This is a genomic window from Leisingera sp. ANG-M7 (genome assembly GCF_000813965.1).
Classification (GTDB): Bacteria; Pseudomonadota; Alphaproteobacteria; order Rhodobacterales; family Rhodobacteraceae; genus Leisingera.
Genome location: NZ_JWLI01000006.1, coordinates 242,611 through 254,838, shown reverse-complemented (window position 1 = coordinate 254,838; position 12,228 = coordinate 242,611). Strand labels below are relative to the sequence as shown.

General features: G+C 63.0%; 15 protein-coding genes. 8 read left to right on the top strand and 7 right to left on the bottom strand.

Going from position 1 to position 12,228, the window contains the following annotated elements:
• Positions 1 to 134 precede the first annotated feature (134 nt).
• Complete coding sequence (locus RA26_RS08615) at positions 135 to 1,007, top strand: PilZ domain-containing protein (protein ID WP_039182687.1); 873 nt, start codon at positions 135 to 137, stop codon at positions 1,005 to 1,007.
• 522 nt (positions 1,008 to 1,529) lie between these two features.
• The gene (locus RA26_RS08610; RefSeq protein ID WP_082015788.1) at positions 1,530 to 2,456 is read left to right on the top strand and encodes a PilZ domain-containing protein; all 927 of its coding nucleotides are present in this window, start codon (positions 1,530 to 1,532) and stop codon (positions 2,454 to 2,456) included.
• 118 nt (positions 2,457 to 2,574) lie between these two features.
• Here RA26_RS08610 and RA26_RS08605 read toward each other — a convergent pair whose 3' ends face one another.
• From RA26_RS08605 to fabD, 4 genes are all read right to left on the bottom strand, one after another.
• Entirely contained in the window at positions 2,575 to 3,318 is a 744-nt protein-coding gene (locus RA26_RS08605) for a 1-(5-phosphoribosyl)-5-[(5-phosphoribosylamino)methylideneamino]imidazole-4-carboxamide isomerase (RefSeq protein WP_039182684.1), read from the bottom strand.
• 252 nt (positions 3,319 to 3,570) lie between these two features.
• On the bottom strand, positions 3,571 to 3,804 hold the full coding sequence (locus RA26_RS08600) for an acyl carrier protein (RefSeq protein WP_005982462.1): 234 nt from the start codon (positions 3,802 to 3,804) through the stop codon (positions 3,571 to 3,573).
• Between the two features lie 417 nt (positions 3,805 to 4,221).
• Positions 4,222 to 4,959, bottom strand: a complete 738-nt coding sequence (gene fabG / locus RA26_RS08595) for a 3-oxoacyl-ACP reductase FabG (RefSeq protein ID WP_039182681.1) — start codon at positions 4,957 to 4,959, stop codon at positions 4,222 to 4,224.
• A 64-nt stretch (positions 4,960 to 5,023) separates the two neighbouring features.
• Positions 5,024 to 5,956, bottom strand: a complete 933-nt coding sequence (fabD, locus tag RA26_RS08590; RefSeq protein WP_039182680.1) for an ACP S-malonyltransferase — start codon at positions 5,954 to 5,956, stop codon at positions 5,024 to 5,026.
• Positions 5,957 to 6,132: 176 nt separating this feature from the next.
• Between fabD and RA26_RS08585 the strand changes: the two genes are divergently transcribed.
• Entirely contained in the window at positions 6,133 to 7,380 is a 1,248-nt protein-coding gene (locus RA26_RS08585; protein WP_039182678.1) for a cytochrome b/b6 domain-containing protein, read from the top strand.
• 83 nt (positions 7,381 to 7,463) lie between these two features.
• Here RA26_RS08585 and RA26_RS08580 read toward each other — a convergent pair whose 3' ends face one another.
• The 3 genes from RA26_RS08580 to RA26_RS08570 all read right to left on the bottom strand — a co-directional run bounded on the left by RA26_RS08580 (position 7,464) and on the right by RA26_RS08570 (position 9,235).
• A complete protein-coding gene (locus RA26_RS08580; protein ID WP_039182676.1) occupies positions 7,464 to 7,793 on the bottom strand; it encodes a hypothetical protein in 330 nt (109 codons plus the stop codon).
• Between the two features lie 173 nt (positions 7,794 to 7,966).
• Complete coding sequence (locus RA26_RS08575; RefSeq protein ID WP_039182675.1) at positions 7,967 to 8,545, bottom strand: YceI family protein; 579 nt, start codon at positions 8,543 to 8,545, stop codon at positions 7,967 to 7,969.
• Positions 8,546 to 8,701: 156 nt separating this feature from the next.
• The gene (locus RA26_RS08570; RefSeq protein ID WP_039182673.1) at positions 8,702 to 9,235 is read right to left on the bottom strand and encodes a hypothetical protein; all 534 of its coding nucleotides are present in this window, start codon (positions 9,233 to 9,235) and stop codon (positions 8,702 to 8,704) included.
• Positions 9,236 to 9,563: 328 nt separating this feature from the next.
• Between RA26_RS08570 and rpsF the strand changes: the two genes are divergently transcribed.
• The 5 genes from rpsF to RA26_RS08545 all read left to right on the top strand — a co-directional run bounded on the left by rpsF (position 9,564) and on the right by RA26_RS08545 (position 12,068).
• Positions 9,564 to 9,917, top strand: a complete 354-nt coding sequence (gene rpsF, locus RA26_RS08565) for a 30S ribosomal protein S6 (RefSeq protein ID WP_019295532.1) — start codon at positions 9,564 to 9,566, stop codon at positions 9,915 to 9,917.
• A gap of 28 nt (positions 9,918 to 9,945) precedes the next feature.
• Positions 9,946 to 10,173 carry a 30S ribosomal protein S18 gene (rpsR, locus tag RA26_RS08560; protein WP_005608650.1) on the top strand — a complete coding sequence of 76 codons (228 nt, stop codon included), beginning with the start codon at positions 9,946 to 9,948 and terminating at the stop codon, positions 10,171 to 10,173.
• A gap of 12 nt (positions 10,174 to 10,185) precedes the next feature.
• The gene (gene rplI, locus RA26_RS08555) at positions 10,186 to 10,794 is read left to right on the top strand and encodes a 50S ribosomal protein L9 (RefSeq protein WP_039182671.1); all 609 of its coding nucleotides are present in this window, start codon (positions 10,186 to 10,188) and stop codon (positions 10,792 to 10,794) included.
• 178 nt (positions 10,795 to 10,972) lie between these two features.
• Positions 10,973 to 11,164, top strand: coding sequence for a hypothetical protein (locus RA26_RS08550; protein WP_039182669.1), 192 nt, complete (start codon positions 10,973 to 10,975; stop codon positions 11,162 to 11,164).
• Positions 11,165 to 11,582: 418 nt separating this feature from the next.
• Positions 11,583 to 12,068, top strand: coding sequence for a lytic transglycosylase domain-containing protein (locus RA26_RS08545; protein WP_039182668.1), 486 nt, complete (start codon positions 11,583 to 11,585; stop codon positions 12,066 to 12,068).
• Positions 12,069 to 12,228 lie beyond the last annotated feature (160 nt).

Genomic DNA, 12,228 nt, shown 5'->3' with positions numbered 1-12,228 from the left:
CGATCTCCGGGGCAAGGACGCCGCACCAAGAGCCGCCAACCGACAATTATCAGTAGCGGATGCCTCTGCGTTAACCTCAAATTCGCAACTTTGCGCCAAACTCACCACCGGAAATACGTGAGGAACACACTGCCATGCGCAAATGGCTTCCGACAGTTGCTGTTTTGCTGACCCTGTCCCTGCTGCCCGGACGGGCGGACGCGTCCTGCCCTGTGCATCAGGATCTTTCCGACCTGAACCGGGCCTCAGCCGGGTTTCTGGGGTATCTTGAGACCGGACAGAGCTCTTATTACGTGCAGCAGTTGAACAGCTGGATCGGCGCAAATCCGCCTGCACCGCTGAAGCAGCGGATGCGGGCCGTCGGGATTCAGCAGGTTGAGGCAGGAACGCTCAAGCTGATGCAGCAAAACAAGGTTCTGCTGCAGATTCTGTCCAGCCAGGGCCGCCAGGCGGCGCTGGAAGGCGCGCGCCACATGGGGATCTACGAGTTGCAGTCGCAGTACGCCACCCTGGTGGAGGCGCTGCCGTGCGATCAGATCAAGGAAGACGGGTTCGGCAGCAAGCTGGTGGCAATCAACGCCAATGACGCCCGCCAGCGCCAGCAGATCATCAACGCGGGCATTGCCTGGGTCTCGTTTCTGGTTCTGGGCGGAAGCGTTTTGTATTTCCTGGACCGGATCGGCATCCGCAAGATCCGCCGCACCAAACGCTACCCCTGCGCCGTTCCTTGCGTGCTGCAGACGGGCGGCCGGACCGTGCAGGGATATCTTGTCGACCTCAGCAGGGCCGGTGCCAAGGTGCATCCGAACACCCAATGCGACCCCTCCGGACGCGTGACGCTGCGCTTTGGCGGGCACATTGTGGAAGCGCAAGTGCGCTGGAAGACGGCGGATTACGTTGGCGTTCAATTCGTCAGCGAATTCAACTTCATACAGCTTCACCGGCTGCTCGAGGAATTCCCGATGGAGGATGGCGGCATTCGGGAAGAAGCCCGGCTGGGGCTGTAAGGCCGGCCCCGCAATCTCCACAGCCCTGGAGCCAAAACCGCAAAATTTCAGCTGTCCGGCACGCGCGGGGAATGGCGGCGGTCCGCCAGCACATCGAACCGATGGCAGCGCAGGCTCTCTTCGAAGCGGGCCAGTCCGGCGAAAACCAGCCGTTCTGGCGTCCTGCGGGTTTGGCGGATTTCCGGCCTGACAAGGGATGGGGAATTATTGGATCCTGATTCCAGGTGCCCTCCTGGTTCCCCTTCACAGCCGAAGGATTGGGGCTGCGTGCACAGGGACGGTCCCTGCACCGCGCCTCCCAACCGGCGGCTTTTGCCTCAGTCGGCCTGCTAACACTGCTTTCCTTCAGATTTTGTTCAACCCGTCCCATCTCTATTGCCGCGCTCCGAGCGCGGCTTTCGCTTTTATGGCGAATTAACTCCCCCATAGGGTGAAGTTAATCAATGATACCACCCTCATTGGTAGTCTTTCTGCATATGTTTCCACGCCGGCCCGGCCCCAGCTGTAGAGCGAGCCCCTTTCATGAAACACTGGCCCTTGATCCTGGCAGCACTCGCCGCGTCTGTTGCAGCCTGGACCGGTGCACGCCCGGCTGCGGCGTCCAGGGCAACCTGCTTGCTGCAGTCTGACCTGGTGATGTTTCAGCATGAGGCGCGCGGGTTCCTTGAGCATCTGCAAACCGGCAACAATCCGGTCAAGGCCAGGCTGCTGCAGCATTGGCTGGAGGACCATCCGGTGGTGACGCTGCGTATGCAGATGCGGCGGTCCGGGATGGAGGTGTATGAGCCGCTGGCCATTCGGCTGATCACGCAGCAGAAGGGGCTGCTGCAGGTCTACAACCGGCACGGCATTGCCAAGGCCGGAACCAGCGCCGAACGGCTTGGCACGGCGACGCTGCTGGAAGAATTTGCGGCCCGGATCATTCCGCTGCCATGTGATTTCGCTCCGCAACAGAAGAATGAGGCGGATACCCCTGCCGGCATAGGGCGGATCAGGGGCATTTCGCAGGAAACTGCCATTGCCAGCTCCCTGTCGGTTCTGCTTCTGGCTGGCGGCGGCCTGTTTCTGGCGGAGCGGATTGCCCGGCGCCACCGGCGCAGACGCAGGCGGCACCCCTGCTTGCTGAACTGCGACCTGAAGAGAAACCGGCAGACGCTGCGTGCGAAACTGGTTGATATCAGCCGCATGGGCGCCAAGGTCCGGGTCTGGCAGCTGCCTGGCATCCCGGCTCTCTCTCCCAAGGATGAGGTCATGGCCGTGTTTCCCGGTCTGGAGGACATCCGCGCCCAGGTGACCTGGCAGAACGCCGACTACGTCGGTATGAAGTTCAGCAAGCCGATGACAGCGGAAGAGTTGCAGTTGCTGCTCAGCCTGTCGAAACAGACCGCAGCCCCGGCAGCGGAAGCAGAATCCGGGGCGCATGCCAATCCGGTCAGTGCACAGGCCTGAGAGCGGCTGGCGCCTTGCCGGCATCCGGCCAGCGCAGAAAGGGCGCCTGAATGCAGGCGCCCTTGGCTGAATTTCCCAAGCTGGTTTTTCCCGGGCTGTTTTTAGCCCTGCCGGATGGTTACTGGAATTCGGCCACCGGTTCCGATTCCGGGCGGGCAACGGCCAGCGCCTCCTCGACCGAGAGCGTCTTGCGGAACAGCGCCCGGCCGACCTGTGCGCCGGCAATGTTGGAAATGTACTTGAGCCGTGAGATGTCATCGGTGTTACGCACCACGCCGCTGGCGATCACCGGCAGTTTCACCAGCGAGGCGAGATGCGAGATCAGACCCATCTGCGCCTCGGTATCGGCCACATCGGAATCGATATCGGTGATGAGGATGCCTGCAAAGGGCGCGCCCGCGAAGGCTTCGAGGTAAGCTTCCGGGGTGAAGGCACCGGATTTGCGCCAGCCGTCGGTCATCACCTGGCCCTGCCAGATGTCCACCGCCAGAACGATCTGGTCCGGGTGGTGTTTCGCCAGTTCCTGAACAAGATGCGGGTCACGGGCTGCCAGGGTACCGATCACAACGCGCCCTGCCCCCTTGTCGATCCAATGCTCGACCTGCTCGCGGGAGCGCATGCCGCCGCCCAGCTGCACCGGGATGCCGGCGCTGCGGATGATCTGCTGAACCAGCTCCTCGTTGCTGCTGTCGCCCTCCAGCGCGTTGAAATCGGTGAGGTGCATCCATTCAGCCCCCGCCGCGGCAAAACCCTTGGCGGTTTCGACCGGGTCCACATGCCAGACCTGCGGCTCATCCAGACGCCCTTTTTCAAGCGTCACGCAGCGGCCGTTCTGAAGTTGCATCGTGGGGTAGATGATCATAGTGCCAGTCTCCTCATGTAATGCCTCATGAGGCCAGAGTAGCACGGAATTTTCCTGCAGGTGCGCCGTTTCATGACCATTTATGGAACAATTGCGGCGCGGAATCCAGGGATGTCCGCTAGCGCAAACATAGAACGGTGGCGCAAGGCGCCGGATTGCCGCAGGAGAAGATTCGGAGCCGCAGCCGCCAAAAGAAAACGGCGCCCTCCGTGCAGGAGAGCGCCGTGAAATCCGGTCATCTGGAAGCGTGGCTTAGGACGCTTCGGAGATGAACTTGACCGCGTCGCCGAAGGTCTGGATGGTTTCGGCTGCGTCGTCCGGGATCTCGATGCCGAACTCTTCTTCAAACGCCATCACCAGTTCCACGGTGTCCAGGCTGTCTGCGCCCAGATCGTCGATGAAGGAGGCGTTTTCGGTGACCTTGTCTTCTTCAACACCCAGGTGCTCAACAACGATCTTTTTTACGCGATCTGCGACGTCGCTCATGTCTCTTCCTCGTTTTACAGGGCACTCTGCCCGGTTCTGCCCTGCCCTAGCCGGGCGGCGTGGTTATTGCCCGGAGCGGGCGGTGTGATCCCCGCGGGACGGGGACAGTGCGGCGTTTCCCAAGGGAAATGCCGGCGGATACGGGCCGCCTATAGCATAGACCGCAGCCAAGGCAAACGGTTTCGCGCGGTCACGGACCTGCGGCGCAGTTTGCCTGTGGCCGCTATGAAGCGTGCAGATGGCCTTGTAATCAAGTGGTTGCAAGGCCTGCATGGCATCTTTTTTGCTTTTTCACCGGATTTCAACCATTTGGCGGCTGAGGCTCGCCCGCACTGAGGCTCTTGTCCGGGGCTGCCGGAACGAAAAAACCCCGCAGACAGGCTGCGGGGTTTTCGAAATCCGGGTGCGGAGGGGCGATCAGATCATCGCCATGCCGCCGTTCACATGCAGGGTGGTGCCGGTGACATAGCCCGCTTCCTGGCTGGCCAGATAAAGCACGGCAGAGGCGATTTCCTTCGAATCCCCCATGCGGCCGGCCGGGATCTGGGTGAGGATCGCGTCTTTCTGGTTGTCGTTCAGCTTGTCGGTCATCGCGGTGGCAATGAAGCCCGGCGCAACGGCATTCACTGTGATGCCGCGGTTGGCGACCTCATAGGCGAGCGACTTGGACATGCCCACCATGCCGGCCTTGGAGGCGGCATAGTTGCCCTGGCCGGGGTTGCCGGTGGCGCCCACCACGGAGGAGATGTTGATGATGCGGCCCCAGCGTGCCTTCATCATGCCGCGCAGCACGCCGCGGCACAGGCGCATGGTGGAGGTGAGGTTCACGTCCAGAACGCTCTGCCATTCTTCGTCCTTCATGCGCATGAAGAGGTTGTCGCGGGTGATGCCTGCGTTGTTGACCAGGATATCGACGGAGCCCATCGCCTCGGCCGCCTGTTTCGGCAGGGCTTCAACGGCCTCGGCATCAGACAGGTTGCAGGGCAGCACATGGGCGCGCTCGCCCAGTTCGGCGGCCAGCGCCTGCAGCGGCTCTTCGCGGGTGCCGGAAAGCGCGACGGTGGCGCCCGCAGCGTGCAGGGCGCGGGCGATGTCGCCGCCGATACCGCCGGAGGCGCCGGTGATGAGGGCGGTCTTGCCAGTCAGATCAAACATGTTCTTGTCCTTTATATACGGTGCCGGCGCGCACCGGGGGGGGGCAGGCGCCGGTAAATCTGTTTCAGGCCTCAGCGGCGGCTTTGGCGTCGTCCGGGGCGCCGACCTGGCGGCAGGCGAGGTTGCGGTCGATCTTGCGGATCATGCCCGACAGCGCCTTGCCTGCGCCGATTTCCCAGAATTCGGTGACGCCCTTGGCAGCCATCGCCTGCACGCTTTCGCGCCAGCGCACGGAGCCGGTGACCTGCTCGACCAGCAATGCGCGGATTTCGTCCGGGCTGGTGACAGCATCAGCGCGCACGTTGGCGATCAGCGGCACTGCCGGGGATTTGATATCGACACCTGCCAGCGCTTCGGCCATGGCGTCGGCGGCGGGCTGCATCAGGGCGCAGTGGAACGGGGCGGACACCGGCAGCATCACCGCGCGCTTGGCGCCCTTTTCCTTGGCGATTTCGGCAGCGCGTTCCACCGCGGCCTTGGCGCCGGAGACCACCACCTGGGTGGGGTCGTTGTCGTTGGCGGCCTGGCAGACTTCGCCTTGTGCGGCTTCCTCAGCCACCGCACGCACCGCATCGAGGTCGAGACCCAGGATCGCAGCCATGGCGCCCTCGCCCACCGGCACCGCGCTTTGCATCGCGAGGCCGCGGGTGCGCAGCAGGCGGGCGGTATCGGCGACCGAAATCGCGCCGGCTGCGGCCAGTGCAGAATACTCGCCCAGCGAATGGCCCGCCACAAAGGCGGCCTTGCCGATGGTGACGCCTTCGGCCTCCAGCGCGCGCATGGCAGCCATCGAGGTGGCCATCAGGGCGGGCTGGGCGTTCTGGGTCAGGGTCAGGGTTTCAATGTCACCCTCCCAGATCAGCTGGCTCAGGCTTTCGCCCAGAGCGCTGTCCACCTCGTCAAAGATGGCCTTGGCGGCCGGATAGGCCTCAGCCAGTGCCTTTCCCATGCCGATGGTCTGGGCGCCCTGCCCGGGGAACACAAATGCGATCGTCATTGATGACCTCGTCTGTTTTAGCGTTTTGCCTGATGTACCCGCCCTTTCCCTAACGCACAAGCAAAGCCGCACCTGACGCACGAAACCTGTGCATGGGCGGACAGCCCCGTGCGTTGCATCGGGCGCGCGCGCGGTTAGGTTAAGGTCAACCGGACCCTGACCAGGAAATGCGCTTTATGTCCCGCTCCAATACATTTTCGTCTTATGGCTCTGTTGCCAAGGGCTTTCACTGGCTGACGGCCCTTCTGATCTTCTCGGCCTTTCCGCTGGGCTATTTCGCCAATGAACTGGCGCATGAGATCCTGAGCCCCGGGTTTGACGGAAGCCAGGCGGTGATCGAGCGGGCAACGCTGCTGTTCTCCCTGCACAAGACCGTTGGGGTGGCGGTGTTCTTTACTGCGCTGCTGCGGATCCTGTGGGCGCTGAGCCAGCCGAAGCCCGGCCTGCTGCACCCTGACCGCAAGGCAGAGGCGCTGGCGGCGGAGGTGGTGCATTGGCTCTTGTACGGCTCGCTGGTGGCGGTACCGCTGTCGGGGTGGATCCACCATGCGGCAACCACAGGCTTTGCGCCGATCTGGTGGCCGTTCGGGCAGAACCTGCCGTTTGTGCCGAAGTCCGACGCGGTGGCGGGGGTCTTTGGCGGGCTGCACTGGCTGCTGGTCTGGACGCTGGCGGCGGCGCTGGGGCTGCATATTGCCGGCGCGCTGAAGCACCATGTGATCGACCGCGACGCCACCCTGCGGCGGATACTGCCGGGCAGCGGCACCCTGCCCAAGCCGCCTGCGCAGGCGCACAGCCTGGCACCGCTGCTGGCAGCGCTGGCTGTCTGGGGCAGCGTGCTGGGCGGCGGTGCGGCGCTGGGCATTCTGGGCGGACATGACCACAGCCTCGATCATGGCACAGAAGGCACCGTTGCCCCGGTTGTGGCCGCGGCACCTGAAGGGGCTGGCGGCTGGGCGGTGCAGTCCGGCACGTTGGGCATTTCCGTCACCCAGATGGGCAGCGTGATCAATGGCAGCTTTGGCGAGTGGACCGCGGTGATCAATTTCGAGGAGCCGGCCGCCCCCGGCCCGGCGGGCGACGTGGAGGTGACCATTTCGATCCCCTCGCTGGAGCTGGGCTCCGTCGCAAGCCAAGCGATGGGTGCGGATTACTTCGACAGCGCCAATTTCCCCACCGCGCAGTTCACGGCGGAGATCGAGAAGCTGGCAGAGGACTATCAGGCCGTGGGCACCCTGACCATCAAGGGGGAGACAGTTCCGGCCACCCTGCCCTTTGATCTGGAGCTGGACGGGGATACTGCGAAGATGACCGGCGGGCTGACGCTGAACCGGCTGGATTTCGGGGTTGGCAAGAGCCTGCCGGATGAAAGCTCGCTGGCGTTTGCCGTGGATGTCGCGGTGGAACTGGAAGCGAAGCGCTGAGTAAACTCTAGCCAGCTCTCGCGCCTGGCGCCGCGCTGTCGCGCGGCGCTTTGCTGTTTCAAGGCCTTTGCGGCCCGCTGTATTTAATGCCGGTGGTAGTAATAGCCGCCGTGGCGTGAGCGGTGCCGGTGGCCGCCGTGGCGGCGGAAATGGTACCGGTTGCGGGTGGTGTGGTGCCGGCGGGCGCCGTGGTAGCCGTTGTATTGCCGAGGCTTGTGAAAGTTGACGCGGCCGCGGTGGCGGTCGTTGTCGTTGTCCAGGCTCTTGACGATGATGCCAAGCGCAACCAGCCCGGCGATGGCACGGGCGGCGTCACTGCCAGAATCATGGGCTGCGGCGGGTGCTGTAAAGGCAATGCTGGCAGCAAGGGCCAACGCCGCGCAGGCTGAAGTGAGAAAGCCGAAGCGGTACATGGTGCCTCCTTTCCGAAGCGGCCGGAGGGGCCGGCTTCAGCCTGCGCCCGGCGCGGCGCAAAAGCCAGTGAACTTGGGTCACGGTTTGGGGAGGTCCGCTTGAGGCGGCGCAAAGGAAAACCGCCGGCCCCAGGGGAGCCGGCAGCTGCAATTTCAACGGTACGGCGGCTGGATCAGCCGTCGGCCTTCATTGCCTCGACGGAGATCTTGATGTTGACCTCATCGCTTACGAAGGGCGCGAACTGGCCCAGGTTGTAGTCGGTGCGCAGGATCTGGGTGGTGGCGTCAAAGCCGGCCCAGGGCTTCTTGGCCATCGGATGCTCGCCCGCCTGGTTCAGCTTGGCATCCAGCACCACGGATTTGGTCACGCCGTTCAGGGTCAGGTCGCCGGTGATCTTGGCGGTGTTGTCGCCAGTGACTTCGATGCCGGTAGAAGTGAAGCTGATGGTTTCATCCTCGGTCGCGTCAAAGAAATCCTTGGTCATGAAATGGTCAAAACGCGCCTGCCAGCCGGTGAACATGCTGCTGAGCGGCATCGACACGGACACGGAGGAAGCCGCCGGGTCTTCCTGGTCGAACATGATTTCACCTTCGAAGCCGGAGAACAGGCCGTAGGTGGTCGAATAACCGAGGTGGTTGTAGTCGAACAGGACCTGGCTGTGGCTTGCGTCCAGCACGTATTTCTCTGGTGCGGCGGCAGCGCCGGTTGCAGCAGCAGCGGCCAGAGCGGCGGCAAGCAGTGTCTTTTTCATGTCAAAGGCTCCGAGTTGAAGAATTTTCATAGCAACAGATGTGGCGTTTTCGGCCTCAAAAGGAAGACCGCAAAAACCAACATTATCTGTGAACCTTTGAACACTGAACCCGGCTGCAGGCAGCCGGGCGGAGTCTCGCGCAAACGTGATCTTGTCTCAGGTGAGGATCTTCACCGCACCGCTGAGCTGGTCGCGCAGCTGGCCGCGGGTGGCGGCGGAGTCCAGCGGCAGTTCAATCAGCAGGCTGCCGTCATCCTCGAACAGCTGCACGGAATTGCCGGTAAGACGCGCGGCACCCAGCGAGTCATAACCACGGCGCAAGACTGTGCGCGGGCTGCCCTGGGCATCATGCTTCAGAACCCGCAGTTCGCGGCGGACAGGGTCGAAGCAGGCCTCCGGCCGGGCCGCAGGCTCATGCGCGGTCATCAGCACCACACCGGCCAGCAGGAAGGCAATGGAGACACCAAAGCGGATCAGGTTCATTTCCGGGTCGGCCCCGGCCCCTTGCACCAGCCACAAACCGGCAGAGCTGAGGATCATCGCCGCACCCAGCAGGCGAAACATCATCACCCGGACCTTCCAGTTTGCCTGAAACCGCAGGCGCAGCGGCTCTTGACCGGAAATCGCACCCAGCGCGCGGGCGCCTGGCATTGCTGAAATCTGCGGCGGGGTTTGGTCTGTCACGGCCATTTGACTGCCCTTCTGCTGCGGTCTTGATTTTGCTGCCCTGCTTACGCTCCCTTCCCGGAAAGCTGGCGCCGCGTGTTTCACCGCGTTAAGGCTTCGTTAAGCAGTGAAGACCTGCATTGGGGCAGCAATGGGGCGGGCTTGCGGTTTTGCCGCGGCGGACCGTGGAAGCCAGCGCAAAAAGCCCTTTTGCCTTGCTCTTTCGGCCGCAGCCTGTATAGGAGGCCCTGCTTCCGCGACTTCTTCGATCCGCGCAGCCTCTCGTGACCGGGCAGCGGAAGTGTTACATGCCCCGTCTATGAAATGCGCCTAGACACAAACAGGAGTTCGCATGCCACTCTATGAGCATGTCATGATTGCGCGTCAGGACCTGTCCAACTCGCAAGCTGAAGGCCTCATCGAACATTTCGGTGCTGTTCTGTCCGACAACGGCGGCAAGCTGGTCGAGCAGGAGTACTGGGGCGTCAAGACCATGGCCTACAAGATCAACAAGAACCGCAAGGGCCACTATGCCTTCCTGAAGACCGACGCACCGTCGGCCGCCGTTCAGGAAATGGAGCGCCTGATGCGTCTGCATGATGACGTGATGCGCGTCCTGACCATCAAGGTCGACGAGCACGCCGAGGGCCCTTCGGTCCAGATGCAGAAGCGCGACGAACGCGGCGATCGCCGTGAGCGCCGCTGATCAACGCTTGAGAAAAGGACGCTAAATCATGGCAGCCAAACCGTTTTTCCGCCGCCGCAAGGTTTGCCCGTTCTCGGGTGAAAATGCGCCGAAGATCGACTACAAAGACACCCGTCTGCTGCAGCGCTACATCTCTGAGCGCGGCAAGATCGTGCCTTCGCGCATCACCGCCGTTTCGGCAAAGAAGCAGCGTGAGCTGGCCCGTGCTATCAAGCGCGCCCGCTTCCTCGCCCTGCTGCCCTACGCCGTGAAGTAAGGAGATAAGCAGATGCAAGTTATCCTTCTTGAGCGCGTTGCAAAGCTGGGCCAGATGGGCGACGTCGTTGACGTGAAGCCCGGGTTCGCCCGCAACTTCCTGCTGCCGCAGGGCAAGGCAAAGACCGCTTCCGAAGCCAACATCGCCTCTTTTGAAGCCCAGAAAGCGCAGCTGGAAGCGCGCAACCTGGAGACCAAGAAAGAAGCCGAGGCTCTGGCAGAGAAGCTGGACGGCCAGCAGTTCATCGTGATTCGCTCCGCTTCGGACGCGGGCGCGCTGTACGGCTCCGTCACCCCGCGCGACGCGGCTGATGCTGCAACCGAAGCCGGTTTCTCGGTCGACAAGAAACAGGTCGCCCTGATCGCTCCGATCAAGGACCTTGGCCTGCACTCGGTCTCCGTGAAACTGCACCCGGAAGTCGAAGCAACCATCGAACTGAACGTCGCACGTTCGGCAGAAGAAGCCGAACTGCAGGCATCGGGCAAATCGATCCAGGAGCTGGCCGCCGAAGAGGAAGCCGCTGCGGAATACGAGATCTCGGAGCTGTTCGACGACATCGGCTCTGCTGCGTCCGACGATGACGACGCACCGGTTGCTGACGCTGGCGAAGAAACCAACTGATCCTCACCGGGACAGTGAGACATGGGAAAGGCCGCCTGATGGGCGGCCTTTTTCATTGCTTGCGCGGAGTTTGAAAAGACGCGCCAAATTGCACGGAAATCCCCGCCCCCAAATAACCATCTGTTTGCCGTATTCCGCAAGAATACTGCCTGCGTGGAGTGAGAAAGGGGGATGCGCCATGCTGGACGCATTGGAAAGTGAGGAGCTGGCGCTGCGCCGGCGGCTGTTGTTCCGACTGCTGCGGGGCCACCGGTTCGACCGGCCGGACTTCAGGACCGAAGCGGTGTCAGAGCTGGTGCCTGCAGGGCTGCTTGCACCGGAAAAGAACCTGTTCAAGACACCGGTAGAAGCCCTGCAGAAATCTGTCTGAGCGTCCGTGATTGCGGCCGCCAAGCGGGCATATCTGGCCTGGCTGGCCTGCGCAATCCGCGGGTCTCTGGGGCTGCGCGGGCGTTGTAGGGACCGCGAAATTTTGGGAAACAGCCGCGGTCCCTTTCTGCCCGAAGTGGTCAGCTGCCCCCCAGGCGTGAGGGGCATACTGCCCTGAGGGTTGTTTCTGCCTCAATGCGCACCCCCAATATGTAGTGGGCGGCCATATTTAACAAATGACTAATGATTAAAGTTTGACCGACTTCCAGGACACCGGATTCCAGGCCGGAAAACAGGCGGTTTCCCCCTCTCTGAATGGCGGTTCCTTGCCGCTGCATGCCTTGACGGCGCAGGCAGGATTGCAGCCCGCGCCGGGGCGGGTAATCTGCCCATCGTGAGAAACCGCCTTCGGAGGCCGCATGACGCGCCGGACCCCTTTGATCTTGTTTATCGCGGCCGCAGTGCTGTCTGCCTGCGCCAGCACCGCCTCCCCCCCGGAGGTGGCCCGAGCCGCCCCGCCGCTCTATCCGAATGAGACCCCGGAACTGCGCCGGAAGATCAACTACTGGGCGGACCACTATGAGGTGCCGCGCAGCCTGGTGCACCGGCTGGCGGTGCGCGAAAGCACCCACCGGCCCAAGGCGGTGAACCGCCCTTACTATGGGCTGCTGCAGATCCTTCCCGCGACGGCGCGGTCGATGGGCTTCAAAGGCGAGCCCAAGGAACTGCTGGATGCAGACACCAATCTGCAGTTTTCCGTGAAGTACCTGCGCGGCGCCTGGCTGCTGGCTGACGGCAGCCAGGACATGGCGGTAAAACATTACTCGCGCGGCTACTACTACGAGGCCAAGCGCCGCGGCATGCTGGTGGAAACCGGCCTGCGCCCGGCCCCCTCTGACGGCTGACGCCTCCCCTCTGCAGCGCCCCGGAAGGGCGCTGCCCGGACCATTGGCCGCGGCGCTGTCCGCAGGACGGCGCCAAGGACGGGCGGGAGCGCTTGTTTTCACGGCCTCTGAATTCCTGACCGGTACCACCTGCCCGCAAGGCCAAACCCTTCGCTCTGCA

What these genes read in the sequence shown, in the direction of transcription:
- RA26_RS08615 (WP_039182687.1), top strand. Translation starts at nt 135, where the DNA reads ATGCGCAAATGGCTTCCGACAGTTGCTGTTTTGCTGACCCTGTCCCTG.
- RA26_RS08610 (WP_082015788.1), top strand. Translation starts at nt 1,530, where the DNA reads ATGAAACACTGGCCCTTGATCCTGGCAGCACTCGCCGCGTCTGTTGCA.
- RA26_RS08605 (WP_039182684.1), bottom strand. Translation starts at nt 3,318, where the DNA reads ATGATCATCTACCCCACGATGCAACTTCAGAACGGCCGCTGCGTGACG.
- RA26_RS08600 (WP_005982462.1), bottom strand. Translation starts at nt 3,804, where the DNA reads ATGAGCGACGTCGCAGATCGCGTAAAAAAGATCGTTGTTGAGCACCTG.
- fabG (WP_039182681.1), bottom strand. Translation starts at nt 4,959, where the DNA reads ATGTTTGATCTGACTGGCAAGACCGCCCTCATCACCGGCGCCTCCGGC.
- fabD (WP_039182680.1), bottom strand. Translation starts at nt 5,956, where the DNA reads ATGACGATCGCATTTGTGTTCCCCGGGCAGGGCGCCCAGACCATCGGC.
- RA26_RS08585 (WP_039182678.1), top strand. Translation starts at nt 6,133, where the DNA reads ATGTCCCGCTCCAATACATTTTCGTCTTATGGCTCTGTTGCCAAGGGC.
- RA26_RS08580 (WP_039182676.1), bottom strand. Translation starts at nt 7,793, where the DNA reads ATGTACCGCTTCGGCTTTCTCACTTCAGCCTGCGCGGCGTTGGCCCTT.
- RA26_RS08575 (WP_039182675.1), bottom strand. Translation starts at nt 8,545, where the DNA reads ATGAAAAAGACACTGCTTGCCGCCGCTCTGGCCGCTGCTGCTGCAACC.
- RA26_RS08570 (WP_039182673.1), bottom strand. Translation starts at nt 9,235, where the DNA reads ATGGCCGTGACAGACCAAACCCCGCCGCAGATTTCAGCAATGCCAGGC.
- rpsF (WP_019295532.1), top strand. Translation starts at nt 9,564, where the DNA reads ATGCCACTCTATGAGCATGTCATGATTGCGCGTCAGGACCTGTCCAAC.
- rpsR (WP_005608650.1), top strand. Translation starts at nt 9,946, where the DNA reads ATGGCAGCCAAACCGTTTTTCCGCCGCCGCAAGGTTTGCCCGTTCTCG.
- rplI (WP_039182671.1), top strand. Translation starts at nt 10,186, where the DNA reads ATGCAAGTTATCCTTCTTGAGCGCGTTGCAAAGCTGGGCCAGATGGGC.
- RA26_RS08550 (WP_039182669.1), top strand. Translation starts at nt 10,973, where the DNA reads ATGCTGGACGCATTGGAAAGTGAGGAGCTGGCGCTGCGCCGGCGGCTG.
- RA26_RS08545 (WP_039182668.1), top strand. Translation starts at nt 11,583, where the DNA reads ATGACGCGCCGGACCCCTTTGATCTTGTTTATCGCGGCCGCAGTGCTG.